We start from the raw sequence: 21,049 nt of genomic DNA, 5'->3' as shown, positions 1-21,049 counted from the left end.
AGTGGGATGACCCCCAAGAAGCGAGTCCTCACCGTGACGGCCTCCGCGCTGTTCATGGCGGGATTCTCGGTCGGCCCGGTGTTCGCGGACACCGTGGACGCGACCACGGATGAGGTCACCCCCGCGGCGGCTCAGGAGACGCAGGCCCAGCCTGTGGTTCCGGTCGTCGACGGCGCACTCGACACCGTCACCGACATCGTGCCGCTCGACCTTCCCGGTGACCCGGGTGGCGACACCGGTGGTGACCCGGGCGGCGATCCGGGCGGTGACCCCGGCGGCGACACCGGCGGTGACCCGGGCGGTGACCCGGGCGGTGACCCGGGTGGAGACCCGGGCGGTGACCCCGGTGGCGACACCGGCGGTGACCCCGGTGGTGACCCGGGCGGTGACCCGGGCGGTGACCCGGGTGGAGACCCGGGCGGTGACCCCGGTGGTGACCCGGGCGGCGATCCGGGTGGTGACCCGGGCGGTGACCCGGGTGGAGACCCCGGTGGTGACCCGGGCGGCGACCCGGGTGGTGACCCGGGTGGAGACCCGGGCGGTGACCCCGGTGGTGACCCGGGCGGTGACCCCGGTGGTGACCCGGGCGGTGACCCCGGTGGTGACCCGGGCGGTGACCCCGGTGGTGACCCGGGCGGCGACCCGGGCGGCGATGGTGGTGACGGGGGCAGCCCCGGCACCGGTGGTGACGCGGGTGACGAGAGCCAGGCTCCTGGCACCTCGGCCCCGGGCACCGGCGCTCCGGAGGGCTCGGCACCGAGCAGCTCCGGCACCGGCACCGGCACGGGACCGGTCACCACGGCCGGCGATGACAACGGCCCCCTGCCCACGACCGGCATCGACCTCGAGGGCTTCGTCCTCGGGGGCGCGGTCGTGACCGGGATCGGCGTGCTGGCCCTGTGGGCCGGCGCCCGCCGCGAGTCCCCGGTGGCGTAGTACCCGCGGGCACGGTCCTCCGGGGCCGTGCGTGCGTCAGGGCCCCGGCCGTTCCACGGCCGGGGCCCTCCTCGTGTCAGCGGGGCGGCGCGCCTCTCACTCCCTCGGGCGCAGGGCGGAGGCCAGCAGGAAGGCCGCCACGCCGCCGGCCGAGACCACCCACAGCGCGGTGCCCAGGGAGAGCGTGTCGGCGATCATGCCCACCACCGGTGGGAAGGCCAGGAACCCCGCGCGGCCGAGCCATCCCACGATGGTCACCCCGTCACCGGTGCGGACCCCCGGGACGTTCCCGGCGGCCGCCAGGGTGAGCGGGAAGAGGGTGGACACGCCCAGACCCATCACACCGAACCCGATCACGGTCGTCACCGGGTGCGGGAGCAGGAGCGCGAAGGCCATGCCGCCGGCCGCCAGCAGGCCGCAGGCGCGGCCCACCGCGGCCGCGCCGAACCGGTCGGTCACCCGGTCGCCCAGGAGCCGCCCCACGGTCATCATCGCCTGGCACGCCACGAACGGCATCGCGGCCAGGAACAGCGACGCGTCGAGCTCCGTGGTCATGTACACCGCGCCCCAGGAGGCGGCCGAGTCCTCGATCCCTCCCGCGAACATCAGCAGCACCGCGAGCATGAGCAGCAGGACGACGCCGCGTACCGGCATCCGCTGCCGCTGCCCGTCGTGCCCGTTCGTGCCGTCCCCGCGCTCGCTGTTCTCCGGGCCGGGCAGCAGCATGCGGCTCGCCACGAGGTTCACGCCCAGCAGCACGACGGCGACCCCGCCCAGGTGCCACAGGATCGGCACCCCCGAACCGGCCATCGCCGCGCCCAGGAGGCCGCCGGCGACCGCGGCCAGGCTCCACACCGCGTGGAAGGTGTTGATGATGGTGCGCCGGTAGCGCCGCTGGACCCGCAGTCCGTGCGAGTTCTGCGCGGAGTCGGTCCAGGCGTCGGCGCTGCCCAGGACGAACAGGGCGGCCGCCAGCATCCACCAGTTCTGCGCCAGGGCGATGAACGGAAGCGCTCCCAGGGACAGCAGGCTCGTCCCCACCGCCGTGCGGCCGCTGCCGAACCAGTGGATCAGCGGGCCCGCCAGCATCCCGGTCAGGATGGCCCCCGTGGGCATCGCCGCGATCGCCAGCCCCAGTTCCGTGTTGGACAGGCCCAGGGAGGACTTGATGACCGGGAGCCACGGGACGGCGTTGGTGTAGGTGAACCCGTTGACGAAGAAGAGGGTGGAGACGGCGACCCTGGCCCTGCGCGCCTCGGGGGGCGGCGTGGCGGTCATGTCGGTCGTACTGCTCAAGGCGGCTCCAGGGGCGTCGTCGTTGCGCGCAGATGCTATCCATTCCGCCCGGAAGCGGACACCGGAACATCCCGCCGTGTGCGGCGGGGCTTGCCATCGGGTCCCCGGCCGATTTACATAGGGGGTCTGCCGCAGTCGTCCTCCCGCCCACCACCCACCGCCACCCTCCGCGGACGCCTCCGGCGCAGCCTCCCTCCGCCCGGCCCTCCCTTCCGACAGACCCGACCCGGTCCGTGACCCCGACCCGGTCCGCGCCCCGACGGTCCGCTCCCGCTCCCGGCGCGCTCCGCCCCTGCCCGCCGACGCCCGACTCCGGGGACGTGCCAGCCACGGCTCCCGGACGGAACCGGAAGATCACACATGATCAACATGAGCGCTCTGCGAGACACACCGACCCTGTCCGGGAGGAGCGTCCGCCTGGTGCCCCTGGCCGCGGAGCACACGGAGGCCTACTTCGCGGCCAGCCTCGACGAGGAGGTCCGCAGACTCACCGGCACCCATCGGCACCTGACCTACGCGCAGGCCAGGGAGTGGTGCGGGAGCAGGTCCGGCCGCACGGACCGGATGGACATGGCCATCACCGCGCCCGGCGACCACCGCTACCTCGGCGAGCTGTCGGTCTACTCGGTGGCGCCGGAGAACGAGAGCGCCGGATACCGCATCGCCCTGTCGGCGATCGAGTTCGCCGGCCAGGGCCTGGGGAGGGAGGCCACCGAACTCGTCCTGGACTACGCCTTCGACAAGATCGGGCTGCACCGGGTCTGGCTGTACGTCTACGCCTTCAACATGCGTGCCATCGCGGTCTACCGCTCCTGCGGCTTCGCGGTCGAGGGCCGCATGCGCGACGCCCTGCTCTGGGAGGGCCGCAGGCACGACGCACTCCTCATGGCGGCGCTGCGGAACGGCGCACGGGCGACCTGAGCGCGTCCTTTTTGCCGCCGGGCGGGGTTGGAACGGTCGCGGCGCGGGGTATGCCGGTACCACTTTCCAACGGCTCAACACGAGACGCCGAGAGGAGCGGCGCCAGGCTTTCCGAGGAGGTCCGGCGCCGGCGAGACTATGAATCCGGTACCCGTGTCGCTGCCCTTCACCGACCGCGCCGAGGCGGGCCGCCGCCTGGCGGAGCGCGTGCGCGCCTACGCGGTCGAGGACCCCATCGTGCTGGCCCTGCCCCGCGGGGGCGTTCCGGTCGGCGCCGAACTCGCCCGGAGGCTGGACGCCGACTTCGACGTGCTCGTGGTCCGCAAGATCGGCCTGCCCGGCCGGCCCGAGACCGGCGTCGGCGCGATCTCCGAGGACGGGCACGTCCTGTTCGACGACCAGGCCCTGGCCAGGCTGCGCATCCCGCGCCAGGCGCTGGACGAGACCGTGGCGGCCGAACGCGTCGAACTCGACCGCCGCCGCCGCGTGTACCGGGGAGACGGTCCGGCACCGCGCATCGCCGGGCGCGACTGCGTGGTGGTGGACGACGGCGTCGCCACCGGGGGCACCGCGCGGGCCGCACTGCGCATGGTGCGCCAGGCCGGTCCGTCCCAGGTGGTCCTGGCCGTTCCCGTGGCCTCCCCGGAGGCGGTGGAGATGCTGCGCGAGGAGGCCGACGCCCTGGTGGTGCTCAGCGTGCCCGACAACTTCCACGCGGTGGGGGAGTGGTACCGGGACTTCGGCCAGCTCTCCGACGGCCACGTCACCGCGATCCTCGCCGAACGCGGCCGGGTGCGGCCCGAGGAGAACACCGCCCGCGCGGTCCGGATCAGGGCCGGGCAGGTCTACCTCGACGGTGACCTGACCATGCCGACCGCGCTGCGCGGCGCCGTCGTGATGGCCTTCGGGGAGGGGCGCACCGATCCCCGCTGGCGCGCCGCCGCCTCGGTCTTCCAGCGCGCCGGCTACGCGACGCTGCTGCTGGATTTGTGGACGGACTCCTCGGCCGGGGCCGACGGCGACGACGCCCGGACGATGGGGGAGCGGCTCAGCGCCGCGGTCACCTGGCTGCGCCGGGCCACCGACGCGGCCACCGAGCCCCTGGGGGTGTTCGGCGCGGGGGCGGCGGCCCCCGCGGCCCTGGTCACCGCCGCTGAGCGTCCACAGGACCTGGGCGCGGTCGTGGTGTACGGCGGCCGGATCGACCTCGCTGAGCCGAGTCTGCCGCGGGTGCGCGCTCCGGCCCTCATCCTGTTGGAGAGCCGCGACTCCTTCGTGCGGGAGCTCAGCGAGTGGGCGCGCGGCAGGATGAGCGCGCAGACCGACCTGCGGGTGGTCTCCGGGGCGGAACAGCTGCTCCAGGGCGCGCAGGAGTGGCGGCACACGGCGGTGGAGGCACTCGACTGGTTCGACCAGCACCTGGCGCCCCGCTCGGACTGAGGAAGGGCATGCGAAAACCCGCGGCGCCCTCGACGTGGAACGTCGGGGCGCCGCGGGTCATGACGGGGGCCGGGGCCACCGGGGGAGATCAGCCGTGCCGGACTCGGGAGCCTCGCGCGGTCAGGCGGCGTTGGCGCGGCGCATACGGCGACGACGCTCCGAAGCGCGCTCGTCCTCGTTCAGGCCGCCCCACGTGCCGTACTTCTCCGGACGCGAGATCGCGTAGTCCAGGCAGTCGGTTCGCACCGGGCAGGCGGCACAGATCTCCTTGGCCTTGCGTTCACGGATCTCCCGCTCCGGCTGGCGTTCGCCGTCCGGGCCGAAGAAGAGCACAAGGTCCTCGCCCCGGCACGCGGCGGCATCCTGCCACCCCCAGCTCGGGCGGGGGCGCAGCGCGGCCTGCCGACGTACCTGAGACATGCTTGAACCACCTCTACTGAAATCACTAGTAAGCTGTCGGAAAAAGCTTCAGTCACCAAAAGTTGGTCATGCGGCGTGAGTCACTCCGCACGACGCAAACGCCGCGCGGTGGTGGCGATGTTCCCCGGTGTGGCTGAGACCACGAGAAGCACGAGACCCCGCGGCGGCGCTGACCGCCTGTATCGGAGTGCTCTCACACGAACGGCGGCGGAGGCGGTGACGGCCTCCGTCCGAGCCGGTACGTAATCATGCCATCCCCACTCCCGATCATGCACGGGGGGTAGGGAAATTACTCGCCCAACCGTTACCGAAACCTGATGTCCGTTGACTGGTCTTCGGTCGTTTGCCCGAGTTTGTCGCAAATCCCAAGATCTGGTGCCTTGTGAAGGACACAGCACATCGTATGGTGCGAAGACCCTCCTGCCTAGGGGGTTCTCCTGATGCCCGGGTCACATTGCGGTCTACTCAGAGTTCCGAGATTCGGTGTGACCGTATGTCCTCACCCTGCGCAGTGACCGCCCGGTGTGACGGCGGCGTCCCCCGCGGGCCCGGGTGTCCGCTTCCGCCCCATCCGACACGCCGCGCGCGGCGGCGCGGGTCCCCCGCGGTCGAACGGGCCGACCCTCGCATGGGCAGGAACAACGGCGCCCCTTAGGGGAACGACCAGGGTCACCGGGCGCAACAGGTCGTGGTGCGCGGGCGTCACAGACGGTAGAACACGAGTGCGGCCCACGAGCGGCCGTACCCCCGCACCTGAACAAGGAGTCGGATCACCGTGGCCCTCCTGCGGCTCATCCTCAACATCATCTGGCTGTTCGTGGCCGGATTCTGGCTGGCGGTCGGCTATGTCTTCGCCGGAATCATCTGCTGCGTCCTCATCGTCACCATTCCCTTCGGCATCGCCTCCTTCCGCATGGCGAGCTACGCGCTCTGGCCCTTCGGCCGCGAGATGGTCCGCAAGCCGGAAGCCGGCGGGGGCAGCACGGTCCTCAACGTCATCTGGGTGATCGTCGCCGGATGGTGGCTGACGCTCGGACACATCGCCACCGCCATCGGCCTGGCGATCACGATCATCGGCATCCCCATGGCCTGGGCCTCGCTGAAGATGATCCCCGTCGCCCTGGCGCCCTTCGGCAACGAGATCGTGCACAGCGGGCAGATGCGGGAGCCCTGGCAGTTCTGAATGGGCGATCCCCCTGCCGCACCGGGAGAACCAGGTGTAGCGTTCGGGGATCTCCCCATCCGGTGGTCGCCACATCCGTCGCGACCCGACGGTCCCTCACGCCACCCCAGAGAATGGAGTCCATGTGCAAGCCCAGCGGCCGGGAGTGTGGGCGCTCCTGAACAAGTGGATCGCCGCCCGCAGGGCCCGGGCCGAGCGCCTCGCGGCCCGTGCCGAGGAACTCGCGGAGGACTACGCGGGCCCCGAGGCGGAGCCCGACCCGGCGGCCTCCGAGGCGAACGACGACATGGGGGCCGGCGACCTGCTGCGCAGCATCAGCGACGTGGCCTGGCGCATGCTCATCATCGGTGTGGTCGCGGGCCTGCTCGTCTACGCGCTGACCTACCTCTCGGTGGTCACCCTGCCGGTGATCATCGCGGTCTTCCTCACCGCGCTGCTGATGCCGATGGCCAACTGGCTGCGCCGGCCCAACCCGATCAACCGGCGCGGATTCGGCCGGGGACCGTCGACGGCGATCAGCATCCTCGTCGGCCTGCTGGTCTTCAGCGGCGTCATCACGATGATCGTCGGTCCGGCGGTCAACGGCTTCGGACCCCTGGTCGACAGCGTCACGGACGCGGTCGTCGAGCTGCAGAACCTCGAAGTGCCCTTCGGGCTCGACCCCGCCCTCATCACCGAGGCCATCAACAGCGCGTGGGCCCAGGCCCAGGGCCTCATCACGGAGAACACCGACCAGCTCCTGGGCGGCGCGTGGACCGCCACGACCGCCGTGTTCCGCGTGCTGCTCGGCATCGTCCTCATCATCGCCCTCACCGTGTACTTCGTGCACTCGGGCGACGAGCTCATGGACTGGATCGCCACCCTGCTGCCGCCCAGGTCCCGCCCCGGCCTGATCCACGCCGGGAACGTCTCCTACGGCGTGATGGGCCGCTACGTGCGCGGGGTGGCCATGGTCGGCCTCTTCGACGCCGTGGGCATCGGCATCGCCCTGGTGATCCTCATCGACACCAACCTGGCGATCCCGCTGATCGTCCTCACCTTCGTCGGTGCCTTCCTGCCGATCATCGGCGCGTTCCTCACCGGGCTCCTCGCCGCCATGGTCGCGTTCGTGACCGAGGGCTGGGTCGTGGCCGCGATCGTGGTGGCCGTGGTGGTGGTCGTCCAGCAGCTGGAGAGCAACGTCTTCGCGCCGCGCATCTACGGCCACGCCCTCGAACTGCCCTCGGCGGTGGTCCTGATCGCCCTGACCGTCGGCGGCATCGTCGGCGGGATCCCCGGGCTGTTCCTGGCCACCCCCATCGCTGCGGTGCTCGCCGCGCTGCTGCGCAACCGCCCGCCCGCGCACCACGAGGAGCCGCCCGCGACCGACGGGATCCCGACGCCCGCCACGGAACCCGCCGAACGCCGTTCCGACGGGGACAAGGCGGCCGACGAGGACTGAGGCCCCGCGCCCCGGGGAATGACCGGCGCCCGCCTTCCGTTGGGTCGGAGGGCGGGCACCAGGGCGGGCACCGCGTTCTCCGGCGCTCCCGCGCTTGGCCGGACCGCGTCCCGTGCCGTTAGGCTGGGTCGGTCGGCCGCCCGACGCCCCTCCCGCTCCCACCGGACCTCCTGTCCGTCCGTGTCCGGGCGCCGTCGCCGCGACCACACCCGCACTCCACCTCTAGGAAGCCCCTGTCATGCTGATCGCCACCGACCTCGAACTGCGCGTGGGACCTCGACTCCTGCTGGAGCCGACCTCCTTCCGGGTCGCCGCCGGTGACCGGATCGGCCTGGTCGGCCGCAACGGAGCGGGCAAGACCACGATGACCAAGGTGCTGGCCGGAGAGGGTGTGCCCACCGACGGCACCGTCACCTCCTCCGGAACCATCGGCTACCTGCCCCAGGACCCGCGGACCGGCGACCTCGACGTCATCGCCAAGGACCGGGTGCTCTCGGCACGCGGCATCGACGAGGCCCTGAACGGGCTGCGCGAGGCCGAGAAGAAGATGGCCAGCGACCACGAGAAGACCCGCAACAAGGGCGTGCGCGCCTACGCCCGCTGGGAGGAGCGGCTGCACGTGCTGGGCGGCTACGCCGCCGAGTCCGAGGCCGCGGCCATCGCCTCCAGCCTGGGCCTGCCGGACAACGTGCTCTCCCAGCCGCTGAGCACCCTCTCCGGTGGCCAGCGCCGCCGGATCGAGCTGGCGCGCATCCTGTTCAGCGGTGCCGACACGCTGCTGCTGGACGAGCCGACCAACCACCTGGACGCCGACTCCATCGTCTGGCTGCGCGACTTCCTCAAGTCGCACCAGGGCGGGCTCATCGTGATCAGCCACGACGTGGAACTGGTCGAGCACGTGGTCAACAAGGTGTTCTACCTCGACGCCAACCGCAGCGCCATCGACATCTACAACATGGGCTGGAAGCAGTACCTGACCCAGCGCGAGGCCGACGAGCGGCGCCGCCGCCGCGAGCTGGCCAACGCGGAGAAGCAGGCCGACACCCTGCGCAAGCAGGCGGACCGCTTCCGGGCCAAGGCCTCCAAGGCGCGGGCCGCCCAGCAGATGCTCAACCGCGCCGACAAACTGCTGGACGGCGTGCAGGGCGTGCGCAAGTCCGACAAGGTGGCCAAGCTGCGCTTCCCCGACCCGGCGCCGAGCGGGCGCACCCCGCTGATGGCGGAGGGCCTGTCGAAGTCCTACGGCTCCCTGGAGATCTTCGCGGGGGTGGACCTGGCCATCGACCGGGGCAGCCGCGTGGTCATCCTCGGCCTCAACGGGGCCGGCAAGACCACGCTCCTGCGGCTGCTCGGCCAGGTGGAGAAGCCCGACACCGGCCGTGTCGTACCCGGGCACGGGCTCAAGCTCGGCTACTACGCCCAGGAGCACGAGACGCTGGACGTGTCCCGCACGGTGCTGGAGAACATGATGAGCGCCGCGCCCGACCTGCCCGAGGTCGAGGCCCGACGCACGCTCGGCTCGTTCCTGTTCACCGGCGACGACGTCGACAAGCCGGCGGGGGTGCTCTCCGGCGGTGAGAAGACCCGGCTGGCGCTGGCCACCCTGGTCGTCTCCAGCGCGAACGTGCTGCTCCTGGACGAGCCCACCAACAACCTGGACCCGGCCAGCCGTGAGGAGATCCTCGCGGCGCTGCGCAACTACAAGGGCGCGATCGTGCTGGTGACACACGACGAGGGCGCGGTCACCGCGCTCCAGCCCGAGCGGGTCATCATGCTGCCCGACGGTGTCGAGGACGTGTGGAACGCCGAGTTCGAGGACCTCATCGCGCTGGCCTGATCCGCGCGACGCGACCGCGGGGGAGTGGACGCCCGGAACCCCGGGAGGTCCACTCCCCTTCTTTGCGGTCGGAGATCGTGCCGTTCCGAAAACCGGTCTCCCGAAGCCGGGCCGCGTGCCGCGTCCGCCGGATGTGGCGGACGGCGGGGAGCATGCCCGATCATGTGACTGTTCCGGACAGGGTTGACCCGAGACGAGGAGGGCCCAGTGACCAACGGTGCGAAGAAGGGGATCCGGCTGTCGGGTGAGGACCGGGCCGAACTCGCGGCGCAGCTCAAGCGCCGCTACGACGCGGGCGAGAGCATCCGGGTGCTGGCCGACGCCACCGGCCGCTCCTACGGCTTCGTCCACCGGCTGCTGAGCGAGGCGGGCGCGGAACTGCGCGGCCGGGGCGGCGCCACCCGCAGGGCATAACCGCGGCCGCAGGCCGTCCGTTGAGGGTGGCCCCTCTCGCGCGTAGCGCTCCGGGCCGGTGGCGGGTGACGGGCGGGCATAACCGCGGCCGCACGGGCCGGTGGCGGGTGACGGGCGGGCATAACCGCGGCCGCAGGCCGTCCGTTGAGGGTGGCCCTTCTCGCGCGTAGCGCTCCGGGCCGGTGGCGGGTGGGCCGATGGAGTTACCGGCGAGTAATCTCGGGGGTGACACCGAACACGACGGAGGAAGACATGGCACAGGCGTCGAACGCGTCCGGCACCCCGCCCACCGAGGACGAGCTCACCCGCGCCGGGCTCAGGCTCGCGGTGGAGGGACAGGTCGCGCGGATCACCATCAGCCGTCCCGAGCGGCGCAACGCGATGACCGGACGGACCTGGACGACGCTGGCCCACATCGGCCGGACCCTCCCCGCGGATGTCCGAATCGTGGTGATCTCCGGTGAGGGCGACATCTTCTCCGCCGGGATCGACCTCAACATGTTCACGCCCGAGGGAGTCGACGGCGAGCGCTCCATCGTCGCGGGCCTCGCCGACGGCTCGGCCGACCCGGCCGACCTGGAGGGCTACATCGCCGAGCTCCAGGAGGGGTTCCTGTGGCTGCGCCGCCCCGACCTGGTGACGATCGCCGCCGTGCGCGGCCACGCCATCGGGGCCGGCTTCCAGCTCGCGCTCTCCTGTGACCTGCGGATCCTGGCCGACGACGCCAGGTTCTGCATGAAGGAGCCCGCGCTCGGCCTGGTCCCCGACCTCACCGGGACCAAGCCCCTGGTGGACATCGTCGGCGTCCACCGCGCCGTCGAGATCTGCCTGACCGCCCGCCGCGTCGGCGCGGAGGAGGCCCGCGACCTCGGACTCGCCGAGCTGGTGGTCCCCGCCGACCAGCTTCCCGGCGCGGTGGACGACGCGGTCGCCGCCGTGCTCGCCACCGACCGCGACGCCGCCACCGCCACCAAGGCCCTGCTCCGGCAGGCCCCGGACAACACGCTCGAAGAGCAGGTCGCCGCCGAGCGGCGCGCCCAGGTCGGCAGGCTCACCGCGCTGGCCGCCGGCATGGCCGCGGGACAGGGCTGACCGGCGCTGCGACGCCCGTGGGACGGGCTGGGGGAGACTCGTATCACCGGGGAAAATCACCCATCCCGTCCCCGATCCGGAGCGATCTCTAGTACGCTTCACCAAGCGGTCGATGAATGCCGCGCGCATCCGAGCGCGCCGGGCCGCACAAGACGCGGAGAATGTGTCGATTCCGTCGACGCCACTCTTGAACCCAAGGAGTGCAGAAGCCCCACTCAGGTAGGGGCCGCATCCGCGTGTGATCAGGCGCGTTTGTGTGATTTCTTCGCTGGGTCCTCCGAGGCCGTGTGGAGCCTTCCTCGAAACGCCGCCAAACGATGAGGAAGGTACACGTCACTTGACGGACACTGCCGTAATGCCTGCTTTCGACAGCCTCGGGCTTCCCCAGGACATCGTCGACGAGCTGGCGAAGAACGGTGTGACCACCCCGTTCCCGATCCAGGCAGCCACGATCCCGGACGCCATCGAGGGCCGCGACGTCCTCGGCTGCGGCCGTACCGGATCCGGCAAGACCCTGGCCTTCGGTTTGCCGGTCCTGATGCGCTGCGCCGAGCGCCGCGCCTCCGCGAACCGCCCCCGGGCCCTGATCCTGGTGCCCACCCGCGAGCTCGCGCACCAGGTGCGCGACGCCCTGCGACAGTACTCCCGCGTGCTCGGCGTGCGCGTCGGCGACGTCGTCGGAGGAAGCTCCTACACCCGCCAGATCAACGAACTGCGCCGCGGTGTCGACGTCCTCGTCGCCACCCCGGGCCGTCTCACCGACCTGATCGAGCAGGGCGCCTGCGACCTGGGCGACGTGGAGATCTCGGTGCTGGACGAGGCCGACCAGATGTGCGACATGGGCTTCATGCCGCAGGTCAGCGAGCTCCTCGACCAGGTGACGCCTGGCGGTCAGACCCTGCTGTTCTCGGCCACCCTCGACGGCGACGTCGACAAGCTGGTGCGCCGGTACATGAACGACCCGCAGACCCACTCCGTGGACCCGCCGGTCTCGCAGGTCACCGCGATGGAGCACCACCTGCTCAAGGTGCTGCCCCGCGACAAGAACAAGATCGTGACCCTCATCGCCGCGCGCGAGGGCCGCACGATCCTGTTCGTGCGCAGCAAGTACCGCGCCGACACGATCAGCGAGCAGCTGATCCAGGCCGGTGTGCCCTGCGCCTCGCTGCACGGCGGCAAGACGCAGAGCGTGCGTACGCGCACCCTCGCCAAGTTCAAGGAAGGCAAGATCCAGGCCCTGGTCGCCACCGACGTCGCCGCTCGCGGCATCCACGTCGACGGTATCGACATGGTGGTCAACATCGACCTGCCGACCGGACACAAGGACTACCTGCACCGCGGCGGCCGTACCGCGCGCGCCGGGCTGGCGGGCACGGTCGTCTCCCTGGTGGCGCCCAACCAGCGCCGCATGGCCCGCCGCCTGCTCAGCGACGCCGGCGTCGACGCCAAGCAGCACCTGGTCAACCCGGGTGACGAGCTCCTCTCCGAGGTGACCGGAGCCAAGGAGCCGTCCTGGGAGCCGTGGATCGAGCCGCCGGAGCCGGTGCGCGAGCGCCGCGGCCGCGGCGGTCCCCGCCGGGGCGGGTACCGCGGTGGCGGCGGTGGCGGCTACCGCGGCGGCGGTGGCGGTGGCGGATTCCGCGGTGGATACCGCGGCGACCGTCCCCGCAACGACCGCGGTGAGGGCGGATACCGCGGTGAGCGCTCCGAAGGCGGCGGCGAAGGCGGCTTCCGCAGCGAGGGCGGATACCGCGGCGAGCGTCGCGGCAGCGGCGGTGGCGGCGGCTACCGGGGTGGCAGCGGCGGCGGCTACCGGGGTGGCGACACCCGCGGTGGCGGCGGTTACCGCGGCGGCAACCGGAGCGGCGGCAGCCGCTTCGACTCGGCGCCGCAGCGCTGATCCACCCCGGGCGGCCGAGGCCGCCCATGGAACGACACACTCGGGCCCGGCGATCTCTCGCCGGGCCCGAGTGCTGTTACCGGGGTCGGTGACTACTCTCGGACAGTCCGGTCGGCGACGGCGGAGACCTCGCTCAGGTCCCGGCCCCGCGTCTCCTTGGCGACCGCCACCGCGACCAGGGTCAGCACCGCCATCCCGGCCATGTACAGCGCGACCGGCGTCGCTGTGCCGAACGAGGCCAGCAGCGCGGTCGCGATCAGCGGCGCCAGGCCGCCCGCCACGATGGACGCCAGCTGGTACCCCACGGACGCGCCGGAGTAGCGCACCCGCGTGCTGAACAGTTCGGAGAAGAAGGCCGCCTGCGGGCCGTACATGGCGCCGTGCAGGACCAGGCCGACGGTGGCCGCGAGTGCCACCGACCAGAACGCGCCGATGTCGATGAGCGGGAAGAAGGCGAAGCCCCACACGGCGACGCCCGCCGCGCCGACGGCGGTCACCGGGCGCCGTCCGATCCGGTCCGACAGCGCGCCCCAGGCCGGGATGGTCACCAGGTGCACGGCCGAGGCGACCAGGACGGCGTTGAGGACCTGCCCGTTGGGCAGTCCCGCCTGCTGGGTGGCGTAGACGAGGATGAACGCGGTGACGATGTAGTACGAGACGTTCTCGGCCATGCGCACGCCCATGGCGATCAGCGCCTCGCGCCAGTGGTCCCTCAGCACGCCGACGATGGGCGCGCGCTCGGGCCGACCCGTCCGCTCGGCGCGCTCCCGCGCCTGGCGGAACACGGGGGACTCGGTGACCGCGAGGCGGATCCACAGCCCCACCAGCACCAGGACGCCCGAGAGCAGGAACGGGATCCGCCAGCCCCAGTCGAGGAAGGCGTCGTCGGTCATCACGACCGCCAGCACCGCCAGGACGGCGGTGGCCAGCAGGTTGCCGCCGGGCGCCCCCGCCTGCGGCCAGGAGGCCCAGAACCCGCGGTGGCTCGGCTTGCCGTGCTCCGAGACCAGCAGGACGGCGCCGCCCCACTCGCCGCCCAGCGCGAAGCCCTGGACGACGCGCAGCAGCGTCAGCAGCAGCGGCGCGGCCACGCCCACCGCGGCGTAGGTGGGCAGCAGGCCGATCGCGAACGTGGCGCCGCCCATCATCAGCAGGCTGATGACCAACAGCCGCTTGCGTCCGATCCGGTCGCCGTAGTGGCCGAAGACCAGGCCTCCGAGGGGGCGGGCGACGAACCCGACGGAGTACGTGGTGAACGCCAGCATCGTGCCGACCAGCGGGTCGGAGTCCGGGAAGAAGACGTGGTTGAACACGAGCGCCGCGGCGGCGCCGTACAGGAAGAAGTCGTACCACTCGATCGTCGTGCCGATCAGGCTGGCGGTCACCACGCGCACGAACGGTGTCCGCGGCTGTTCGGGGGCGGGGGCAGGGGAGGTGTTCGGTTCCATGTGCCGAACGTTAGGCAGATCACATTCGGCTGGCCATGGTGGAGGTCCCCACACGGCGACCCGTCGACATGTGTGCGGTTCGGATGACCGGCGGCGCGCGCCCGCGCGGGGAGTTCCGCGCGCCGGATCGCGCGAAACGTCCTTTACCTCCTTTTACCGGCTTTTCGCGTGTCCGGGCGGCGCGCTTCCCGAAGCGGCGTGGACAGTGACGGAACGGCCCCTCACCAGCGCAGGGGTGACCTCGTCGCCTTGAAGGGGAACGCGTGAACGTCCTCAACGACGCCATCGTCGCCGTGAACGACTTCTTCTGGAGCTATTTCCTCATCCCGCTCCTGATCATCCTGGCCGTCTACTTCACGATCCGGTCGGGCGTGGTGCAGATCCGGCTGCTGCCCGAGATGTTCCGCGTCATCCGCGGAGCTCCCGGCGTGGCCCCCGACGGGATGCGGGAGATCTCCTCGTTCCAGGCCTTCGCGATCTCCGCGGCCTCCCGCGTGGGCACCGGCAACATCGTGGGCGTGGCCACCGCGATCGTCCTCGGCGGTCCCGGGGCGATCTTCTGGATGTGGCTGATGGCGACGGTCCTGGGGTCGGCGGCGTTCGTCGAGTCGACCCTCGCCCAGCTGTACAAGGTGCGGACCGCGACCGGGTTCCGGGGCGGTCCCGCCTACTACATGCTGCACGGTCTGGGCCAGCGGTGGATGGGCGCCCTGTTCGCCGTCGTCATCACCGTGACGTTCTCGCTGGTGTTCAACTCCGTCCAGGCCAACAGCATCTCCGGCGCGGTGGGCACGTCCTCGGACGCGTTCGGACTGGGCGGGGGACTCCTCCTCGCGGTGGTGGTCGGGATCCTCCTCACCGCGCTGGTGGCACTGGTGATCTTCGGTGGCGTCCGCCGCATCGCCCACGTGGCCCAGGCGCTCGTCCCGCTGATGGCCGTGGCCTACATCCTGCTCGGTCTGGCCGTGGTGGTCCTCAACATCGGCGAGGTGCCCAGGGTCATCGGCGACATCTTCGCCTCCGCCTTCGGGGTCCGCGAGTTCGTCTCCGGCGGCGTGGGCGCCGCCATCGTGCAGGGCATGCGCCGCGGCATGTTCTCCAACGAGGCCGGGCTGGGCTCGGCCCCCAACGCCGGGGCCACCGCCTCGGTCTCCCACCCGGCCAAGCAGGGGCTGGTCCAGTGCCTGGGCGTGTACTTCGACACCCTGCTGATCTGCTCGGTGACGGCGTTCATCGTCCTGATCGGCGAGCCGGAGTACGGGACCGGGGGCGGCGCCGAGGTCACCCAGACCGCGCTCCAGGGCAGCCTGGGCGACTGGTCGATCCACGCGCTGACCGTCATCCTGTTCCTGCTCGCCTTCACGTCGATCCTGGGCAACTACTACTACGGCGAGTCCAACCTGATGTTCCTCGCCGCCGACGCCCGGTACATGACCTACTTCCGCTGGGCCGTCCTGGCGGCGGTGTTCATCGGCAGCATCGCGCCGCTGACCGTCGTCTGGAGCCTGGCGGACGTGTCGATGGGCGTGATGGCCACCATCAACCTGCTGGCGATCGCCCCGCTGTCGGCCGTGGCCTTCCGCCTGCTGGCCGACTACAGCCGCCAGTACCGCAACGGGCTCGACCCGCAGTTCACGCTGTCCAAGATGCCCGACCTGCGCAACGTCGAGTGCTGGGGCGACCCCGCCGGGGCGCTGCCCGAGGACGTGGACCGGAGCGAGGGGACCGCCCCGGCCGACCCGGCGGAGTCCTCGCCGCGCCCGCGGGGACCGGAGGACGGCCCCGAGGGCGGCGGCTCCGGGGACGGCCGCCCGGGGGAGCGCTGAACGCGGTGCGGCCGTCCGCGTCCGGACGGCCGCACCGCGTGCGGCCGACGGGGAACGGCCCCGGCGGGACCGCACGCGGACTGCCGGGGGAAGCCCTGCCGGAGTTCCGCGGGGGGTGCCGGTCCGAGGTGTGCCGCGGTCGCGGTGGCGGCCGGCGCGGCGCTCGTCCACAGGCGTCGTCCGTCCGGCACCGAACGAAAACCGTTTCGGCTACCATGCGTGGAGATCCCACCCCATACTTCGGAGTACCCACGTGCCTGACCGGATGACGCCAGGTGCCGACCCGACGACGCAAGCGTCCCTCGGCGACTCCCTCGCCGAGGGCTGGAACCGCGACGAGGAGCTGCCGCCCTCCGACTGGGGGCGGCGGCGCAGTTCGCGCAGGACCGGTACGGTCTGGCTGTTCGCGCTGTTCATCACGGCGATGGCCCTGGCCCACGCCTGGCTCTCCGACTCGCTCACCAGCGAGGCCTTCCTGGCGTGGGCGACCATCTTCACCGCGATCAGCTTCCAGGCCCTGCCGTTCCTGGTCTTCGGTGTCGCGCTCTCGGCCGCGCTGACCGCGTTCGTCCCCACCTCGGCCTACGAGCGCTTCTTCCCCGACAAGGCGAACCGCGCCGTCCCCGTGGCGGGGCTGTCCGGTGCCGTGCTGCCCGGCTGCGAGTGCGCCTCGGTGCCCATCGCCGGCAGCCTGATGAGACGCGGGGTCGCGCCCGGCGCGGCTCTCACCTTCCTGCTGGCGGCGCCCGCCATCAACCCGGTCGTCATGATCGCCACCGCGGTCGCCTTCGCGGGCCAGCCCGAGATGGTGCTGGGCCGGTTCGGAGCCTCGCTGCTGGCCGCGGTGGTCATCGGCTGGATCTGGGTCCGCTTCGGCCGCGCCGACTGGCTGCGCCTGCCCGTGAGCGAGCACGCGCCGGGCACGTCCAAGTGGGTGATCTTCCGCGACTCGATGGTGCACGACATGATGCACGCGGGCGGCTACCTGGTGGTCGGCGGACTCGCCGCCGCGAGCCTCAACGTCCTGGTGCCGCGCGAGTGGCTGCTGACGGTCGCGGGGATGCCGATCGTCTCCGTGCTCGTCCTGGCGCTGCTCGCCATCCTGCTGTCCATCTGCTCCGAGGCCGACGCCTTCGTGGCGGTCAGCCTCACCGACTTCTCTCCCACGGCCAAGCTCGCGTTCATGGTGATCGGCCCCATGGTCGACCTCAAGCTCATCGCGATGCAGGCGGGCATGTTCGGCTGGCGCTTCGCCGTCCGCTTCGCCCCGCTGTGCGTGGTGGTGGGCCTGCTCAGCACGTTCCTGATCGGAGGGCTCCTGTTGTGAACCGCATCGGCCAGGGTCTGACCCTCGTCCTGCTCGGTGCCGCGGCGCTGACCAGCACGATCCCCACGGACCTGTATCTGAACTGGGTCAAGCCGGCCTTCGGGCCCTTCCTCATCGCCGCGGGCGTGGTGATGGTCGTCCTCGGCGCGCTGGTGGTGGCCGCCGAGCTGCGCGGTGAGGGCGACGCCGACCGGGACGAGGCGGACGCCGAGGGCGCGCGCACGGCCGCCACGGCGGCGCCGGGTGCGCCGGGTACGACGGCCGCCTCGGGCGCGGACGACGCCACCGCCGTGGCCGAGCGCTACGGGCACGGCGACGGCCACGGACACGACCACGCGCGCGCTCCCGGGATCGCGTGGATGCTGCTGCTCCCCGTGCTCGCGGTCTTCGTCGTCGCGCCGCCCGCGCTGGGCGCCTACACGGTGGAGACCAGCGCCGAGTCGGCCGCGCCGCCTCGGGACAGCGCCCGCTCGGGACGCTTCGACGACGGGCTGGAGGAGGCCGCGCCGGGCGAGGTCGTGGAGATGGACATCCAGGCGTTCATCATGCGCGCCTGGATCGACGAGGACAGAACCCTGGTCGGCCGCGAGGTCGAGCTGACGGGCTTCGCCGTGCCCGACCCCGACGGCGAGGGCTGGTACCTGGCCCGCCTGCAGATGGCGTGCTGCGCCGCGGACGCCGTGGTCAACAAGGTCTTGATCGACGACGGGGAGATCCCCGAGGAGGACAGCTGGTGGCGGGTCCGCGGGACCTGGGTCGAACCCGAGGGCGCGCTGGAGGACGTCTCCCAGCACGAGCTGGAGGTCATCGCGCGCGAGCCCGTGCAGAACCCGCCGGACCCCTACGAGTAGGCACCGGGGAAGCGCCCGGGTCACCGTGCGGCAGGTGGGAGCCCGCCTGCCGGTGAGCCGGGCGCCGCGGGTCGTGCGCCGCGAGGACCCCCGCGGCGGGGGAGGGCCGCGCGGCGGGAGCCTGTGTACCAGGGTGAGCCGTGCGCCGGGCGGACGGGCCTGGGCAGGGCGCCACACCGTGCGCCATTCGTTGTTTCCTGTGCGCTCTGGGTGACAATGGGCGGGTGTGGAAGCGGACCGGTGGACTCAGGAGGGCTGGGAGGGGGCTGCGCCCCCGGTCGATCCGCGCCCGTGTGACGTTCGGCGCGGTCGCCGCCGTCGGGGTCGCCCTCGGCCTCGGGGTGGTGCTGACGGTCATCCTCGTCCACCGCACCCTGGTCATGGAACTGCGCGACGACGCCGCGCAGGCGGCCCGCCTGGTCGCCGACGAGATCGTGGACGAACGCTACCCGGGAGCGATCCCGACCGCCGGACTGGTCCTGCGGCTTCAGATCGTCGAGCGGGGGACCGGGGAGGTCCTGGCCGCCAGCGACGCCCTCCAGGGACGGCCCGCCATGGCGCGGGAGGACGACACGAACCCCGACTTCCGGGTGGACACGACGGCCTGCGGCACCGCGATCGGGGCCGGTCCGGGCGAGTGCGTCCTGGTCGTCGGCTACGAGATCGACGACACCGCCTACGGCGACGTCCTGGTGCTGGCCGCCACCCGGCCGCCGGCCGTCCTCGACAACCTGCTCCCGGAACTGGCGTTCGGCGCGCTGGGCGTGGCCCTGCTCGCCTGCACGGCGGTCATCATCTGGTTCGGTGTCGGCCGCGCCCTGCGGCCGGTGCGGGAGATCACCGAGGAGATCCACCGGATCACCCGGTCGGGGGTGCACGGACGGCTCTCCGTCCCCTGCACCCAGGACGAGATCTCCGAACTCGCCCGGACGGCCAACGCGGGCCTGGACCGGCTGGAAGAGGCCGTCACCCGTCAGCGCCGGTTCGTCTCCGACGCCTCCCACGAGCTGCGCAACCCCATCACCGGAATGCACACCAAGCTGGAGGTCGAACTCTCCGACCCCGACCCCGACCCGCGCTCGCGCGAACTCCTGCTGACCAGCCTCCTGGCCGACACAGAACGCCTGGAGCACATCGTCGCCGACCTGCTCGAACTCGCGCGTCTGGACACCTCGACGGGTCGGGAGCGCGAGCGCGTGGACCTGTCGTCCCTGGTCTCCACCGAGTTCGGGAACCGTCGCGGGCGCCACACGCTGCGGGTGCACGCCTCGGGTCCGGTGTGGGTGCGCGGCAACCGGCTCCAACTCGTCCGGGTCCTGACCAACCTGCTCGCCAACGCCGAACGGCACGCGCGCTCGCGCGTGGACGTGATCGTCGAACGCGTGGGCGGCGCGGCCGTGGTCGAGGTGCACGACGACGGCTCCGGCATCCCCGAGAAGGACCGCGAACGGGTCTTCGAGCGCTTCGCGCGCCTGAGCGAGTCCAGGGAGCGCGATCCGGGCGGCAGCGGGCTGGGGCTGCCCATCTCACGGGAGATCGCCAGGTCCCACGGCGGTACGCTCGTGGCCGGACACAGTGACCTGCTCGGAGGCGCGATGTTCACACTGAGGATCCCCGACGCCCCGCGGGCGACGAGGTGAAGCGGGGCGCGGGCCCGTTGGCGCTGACGACCGGAGAGGGCCCGCCCCGCCGACCCAACTACTTCCTCTTCGGCTTCGTGGGCGCCCTGGGCGTGCTCAGCGCGTGGATCCTGGTCCAGGCGCTGATCGAGGTCCGGGCGGTCCTGGTGTACATCCTGGTCGCCCTGTTCCTCGCGGTCGGCCTGAACCCGGCGGTGGAGGTCCTGCGCCGCCGGCTGCGCATGCCGCGGTGGGCGGCGATCCTCACCATCTGCATGGCGCTGGTCCTCTTCGCCGTGGTGTTCGTGTGGGCGATCATCCCGCCGCTGACCGCGCAGGTGACGAGCTTCGTCACCCACCTGCCCCAGACCCTCGGGCAGCTCCAGGACAATCCGTTCTTCGCGGACCTGGAGGAGCACTACGACATCGTGGACCGGGTCCAGGCCGCCCTGTCCGACGCCGACTTCGGATCGCAGCTGTTCGGGGGCCTGGTCGGTGTGGGCCAGGTGGTGTTCAACGCGCTGTTCGCCACGTTCACCGTGCTGATCCTGACCCTGTTCTTCATGGCGTCCCTGCACGGCATCCTCGACCTCATCTACCGGCTCGTGCCCCGCTCCAACCGCGACGGGGTGCGGGAGATCGGCGACGAGATCGTCCAGCGCATCGGCGCGTTCATCGCGGGCCAGCTCATCGTGGCCGCGATCAGCGGGACGGTGGCCTTCCTCTTCATCTGGGCGATCGGCTCCGCCTACGCGCTCACGCTCGCCCTGGTGGTGGGGCTGACCGCGCTCATCCCCCTGGTGGGGACCACGATCGGGGCGCTGGCCGCGTCCCTGGTGGTGGCCGTCAGCGATCCGTGGCTCGGACTGGCGGCCCTGGCGTTCTTCCTCGTCTGGCAGCAGATCGAGAGCTACGTCGTCTCGCCGCGCGTGATGCGCCAGGCGGTGGACGTCAGCCCGACCGCCAACATCACCGCCGCCCTGGTCGGCGGCACGCTGATGGGTCTGGTCGGCGCCCTGCTGGCCATCCCCACCGCGGCGGCGCTGACGATCGTGCTCAACAAGGTCGTCTTCCCGCGCCTGGACCGTCGCTGAGCCG

17 protein-coding genes are annotated in these 21,049 nt (G+C 72.0%); 14 read left to right on the top strand and 3 right to left on the bottom strand.

The window, feature by feature from the left end; all coding sequences use genetic code 11:
• Window positions 1-6: 6 nt before the first annotated feature.
• Window positions 7-936, top strand: coding sequence for a hypothetical protein (locus ADL05_RS25440; RefSeq protein WP_053619534.1), 930 nt, complete (start codon window positions 7-9; stop codon window positions 934-936).
• A 96-nt stretch (window positions 937-1,032) separates the two neighbouring features.
• Here ADL05_RS25440 and ADL05_RS25435 read toward each other — a convergent pair whose 3' ends face one another.
• Entirely contained in the window at window positions 1,033-2,214 is a 1,182-nt protein-coding gene (locus ADL05_RS25435; RefSeq protein ID WP_369800998.1) for an MFS transporter, read from the bottom strand.
• Between the two features lie 378 nt (window positions 2,215-2,592).
• Between ADL05_RS25435 and ADL05_RS25430 the strand changes: the two genes are divergently transcribed.
• Together ADL05_RS25430 and ADL05_RS25425 are read left to right on the top strand one after the other, a co-directional pair.
• A complete protein-coding gene (locus ADL05_RS25430) occupies window positions 2,593-3,153 on the top strand; it encodes a GNAT family N-acetyltransferase (RefSeq protein ID WP_053619532.1) in 561 nt (186 codons plus the stop codon).
• A 138-nt stretch (window positions 3,154-3,291) separates the two neighbouring features.
• Complete coding sequence (locus tag ADL05_RS25425; protein ID WP_053619531.1) at window positions 3,292-4,593, top strand: phosphoribosyltransferase family protein; 1,302 nt, start codon at window positions 3,292-3,294, stop codon at window positions 4,591-4,593.
• Window positions 4,594-4,713: 120 nt separating this feature from the next.
• Here the strand turns inward: ADL05_RS25425 and ADL05_RS25420 are convergent, their stop codons facing one another.
• Complete coding sequence (locus ADL05_RS25420; protein WP_017588640.1) at window positions 4,714-5,013, bottom strand: WhiB family transcriptional regulator; 300 nt, start codon at window positions 5,011-5,013, stop codon at window positions 4,714-4,716.
• Window positions 5,014-5,788: 775 nt separating this feature from the next.
• Between ADL05_RS25420 and ADL05_RS25415 the strand changes: the two genes are divergently transcribed.
• The 6 genes from ADL05_RS25415 to ADL05_RS25390 all read left to right on the top strand — a co-directional run bounded on the left by ADL05_RS25415 (window position 5,789) and on the right by ADL05_RS25390 (window position 12,880).
• Window positions 5,789-6,196: a YccF domain-containing protein gene (locus tag ADL05_RS25415; protein WP_053619530.1), complete on the top strand. Its 408-nt coding sequence runs from the start codon at window positions 5,789-5,791 to the stop codon at window positions 6,194-6,196.
• 124 nt (window positions 6,197-6,320) lie between these two features.
• Complete coding sequence (locus tag ADL05_RS25410; RefSeq protein ID WP_082376893.1) at window positions 6,321-7,637, top strand: AI-2E family transporter; 1,317 nt, start codon at window positions 6,321-6,323, stop codon at window positions 7,635-7,637.
• Between the two features lie 238 nt (window positions 7,638-7,875).
• Window positions 7,876-9,474 (top strand): ABC-F family ATP-binding cassette domain-containing protein, encoded by a 1,599-nt coding sequence (locus ADL05_RS25405; RefSeq protein WP_053619529.1) that lies wholly within the window; start codon window positions 7,876-7,878, stop codon window positions 9,472-9,474.
• Between the two features lie 207 nt (window positions 9,475-9,681).
• The gene (locus ADL05_RS25400) at window positions 9,682-9,888 is read left to right on the top strand and encodes a helix-turn-helix domain-containing protein (RefSeq protein WP_082376892.1); all 207 of its coding nucleotides are present in this window, start codon (window positions 9,682-9,684) and stop codon (window positions 9,886-9,888) included.
• Window positions 9,889-10,140: 252 nt separating this feature from the next.
• Window positions 10,141-10,980: an enoyl-CoA hydratase/isomerase family protein gene (locus ADL05_RS25395; protein ID WP_053619528.1), complete on the top strand. Its 840-nt coding sequence runs from the start codon at window positions 10,141-10,143 to the stop codon at window positions 10,978-10,980.
• A gap of 355 nt (window positions 10,981-11,335) precedes the next feature.
• Window positions 11,336-12,880: a DEAD/DEAH box helicase gene (locus ADL05_RS25390; RefSeq protein ID WP_082376891.1), complete on the top strand. Its 1,545-nt coding sequence runs from the start codon at window positions 11,336-11,338 to the stop codon at window positions 12,878-12,880.
• Window positions 12,881-12,972: 92 nt separating this feature from the next.
• Here the strand turns inward: ADL05_RS25390 and ADL05_RS25385 are convergent, their stop codons facing one another.
• Entirely contained in the window at window positions 12,973-14,328 is a 1,356-nt protein-coding gene (locus tag ADL05_RS25385; RefSeq protein ID WP_156366031.1) for an MFS transporter, read from the bottom strand.
• 263 nt (window positions 14,329-14,591) lie between these two features.
• Here ADL05_RS25385 and ADL05_RS25380 point away from each other — a divergent pair, with 263 nt between their 5' ends.
• From ADL05_RS25380 to ADL05_RS25360, 5 genes are all read left to right on the top strand, one after another.
• Window positions 14,592-16,154: a sodium:alanine symporter family protein gene (locus ADL05_RS25380; protein ID WP_053619526.1), complete on the top strand. Its 1,563-nt coding sequence runs from the start codon at window positions 14,592-14,594 to the stop codon at window positions 16,152-16,154.
• 265 nt (window positions 16,155-16,419) lie between these two features.
• Complete coding sequence (locus tag ADL05_RS25375; RefSeq protein WP_197285941.1) at window positions 16,420-17,481, top strand: permease; 1,062 nt, start codon at window positions 16,420-16,422, stop codon at window positions 17,479-17,481.
• The gene (locus ADL05_RS25370) at window positions 17,478-18,332 is read left to right on the top strand and encodes a TIGR03943 family putative permease subunit (protein ID WP_053619524.1); all 855 of its coding nucleotides are present in this window, start codon (window positions 17,478-17,480) and stop codon (window positions 18,330-18,332) included. Before ADL05_RS25375 ends, ADL05_RS25370 begins: the two co-directional genes overlap by 4 nt.
• A 293-nt stretch (window positions 18,333-18,625) precedes the next feature.
• Window positions 18,626-19,972, top strand: a complete 1,347-nt coding sequence (locus tag ADL05_RS25365) for a HAMP domain-containing sensor histidine kinase (protein ID WP_231640905.1) — start codon at window positions 18,626-18,628, stop codon at window positions 19,970-19,972.
• Window positions 19,973-19,989: 17 nt separating this feature from the next.
• Window positions 19,990-21,045 carry an AI-2E family transporter gene (locus tag ADL05_RS25360; protein ID WP_231640904.1) on the top strand — a complete coding sequence of 352 codons (1,056 nt, stop codon included), beginning with the start codon at window positions 19,990-19,992 and terminating at the stop codon, window positions 21,043-21,045.
• Window positions 21,046-21,049 lie beyond the last annotated feature (4 nt).

This window comes from Nocardiopsis sp. NRRL B-16309 (genome assembly GCF_001279585.1).
Lineage (GTDB): Bacteria > Actinomycetota > Actinomycetes > Streptosporangiales > Streptosporangiaceae > Nocardiopsis.
Note: the sequence above shows the minus strand (reverse complement) of the source record. Positions and strands in the feature narration are given on the sequence as shown.